At 40.9% G+C, this 1656-nt stretch carries 2 protein-coding genes; both read right to left on the bottom strand.

The genetic code is table 11. The features are described from left to right. Positions 1-834 precede the first annotated feature (834 nt). A complete protein-coding gene (locus ACUVJL_RS16305; RefSeq protein ID WP_445246807.1) occupies positions 835-1107 on the bottom strand; it encodes a transposase in 273 nt (90 codons plus the stop codon). A gap of 12 nt (positions 1108-1119) precedes the next feature. Further along, positions 1120-1524: a hypothetical protein gene (locus tag ACUVJL_RS16300; RefSeq protein WP_445246806.1), complete on the bottom strand. Its 405-nt coding sequence runs from the start codon at positions 1522-1524 to the stop codon at positions 1120-1122. Positions 1525-1656: the final 132 nt, after the last annotated feature.

Raw genomic sequence — 1656 nt, 5'->3', positions numbered from 1 at the left:
CTCGGTTAATTCTTTTTTTGCGAATCATAACTGGTTTAACTATGGCTCAACTGCTTGCCCCGTAAAGGTTTCATCCTATTTTACCTTTTTTGGTCTACCCCCTTGACAATTTGCACTTTTTCTTAACTTGTCACAAATGGGTGTGGCTGAGAAATGTCGGGCATCTATATTAATTACGAGCAGCAACAAGAACTGTGAGGCAAATTGGCTGAGATCGAGATTGGAAAGGGTAGCTGGCACGCCACTAATAGGCCCCAGGCTCTAGCTGTTGAGAGCAGTGTCGAGGAGTTACCAGACTGGGTGAAGATGCAACAGCCACTGTACATATATTAACGATCGCTCGACGCGAGCTCACGCCTAGGGAAACATAGACTGCCTCTAATTCTTGAGCTTTGGAACGGAGGGGAGCAACAATGATCGCAGGCGGGTTAAGAGAGAAAGCTGCATCAACCCTGCTTCCGGGGCGATCGTGAGGCGTGAGTGGGCGTGAGTCAAGATTAATTGTCAGATAACAATACTCCGGACAGTTTTTAAGCTGCCAGAGTACCATAAGACAAGACCGAAGGAAGGTTATACCATTTTTTTAAAGATGTGATAGAGATAAAGAATGTAAAATCCAAGACCATCCGGTGAGAAAACCAATGACACGTTCGGTGAAAGATGCCAAAATTTCCTTGACTTTTGTGCGGAGTTCGTCAAGATTACTAAACACCGACCAAGCTAAAAAATATGGCGTTGCTGAATCACGGTATGAAAATAGATAAGTTGGAAATTCCGAAGATATTCTGACGCGCTTGTTTCATTTTTTGCAGATTGAGTCGTTCATACCATAAATCAGCAACGCCAAAAATATTTCAGATATTCCCACACTCTTTCTGTCGGATTTACTTCGGGACAAGCCGGAGGCTGAAATAGTAAAATAACATTGTCTGGTAATTCAGATGAGTCCAAATTATGAGCAGGTGCGTTATCAACTTGAATGATGTGTAATTGCTCAGGATATTGTATTGACAAAAGTTGTAAATATGCTCCAAAACAAACTTTGTCTAAATGCGAAAACTCCCAAAAAAAACTCTTTCCAGTAGCGATTGATACTGCCCCATACAGCCAAAAACACTCTTATTTCCATTGATTCTTCCCAATGGGCTTTACGCCGGAAAGCGTCAGCTTGCGCCGACGAATTGTATGCAGCCCTATCCGCGTTTCATCACTACACCAATAAGTGACTTTTTTATATTTGTTTACTTGAGGTAAAGCTTTGTCTAGTAGAGCTTTTATCTGTTGATGCAAGTTATTTTTAAATTCATTAATTGCCGTATATTTCTGAGAAACACTGCGAGGTCTAGGAATTTTTAATTTACTTCTTAATTCACCTCTAACTAAAGAATATACAGCCTGGTAACTGCTAGCTATTCCTTTAATCAACCAGAGCCAAAGATGAACTTCTTTATAACTCTGAAATCCTTCGGGAGCCCTCAACTCTTGTTGCAAGGTCGCTGCTATTTCAACTGAGAACGGGTGCATCTCACTTTTGCAAATATATGAAAAAGGGCTACAATGAAAAAGCTAGTAAAACTGTCAAAAAAGATGAGATCAAAAAAATGACACCCTCAGACCAACAGCGCCTAAAAGCACACTTAAAAGGGGTAGCAGAAA

Origin of the sequence: Microcoleus sp. OTE_8_concoct_300 (genome assembly GCF_031383065.1) — a bacterium.
Taxonomy (GTDB): domain Bacteria; phylum Cyanobacteriota; class Cyanobacteriia; order Cyanobacteriales; family Microcoleaceae; genus Microcoleus.
The sequence above is the reverse complement of the archived record's forward strand: the minus strand, read 5'-3'. Positions and strand labels throughout refer to the sequence as shown.

Bases quoted from the DNA above. Each gene is read 5' to 3' on its own strand.
- ACUVJL_RS16300 (WP_445246806.1), bottom strand. From the start codon at position 1,524: ATGCACCCGTTCTCAGTTGAAATAGCAGCGACCTTGCAACAAGAGTTG.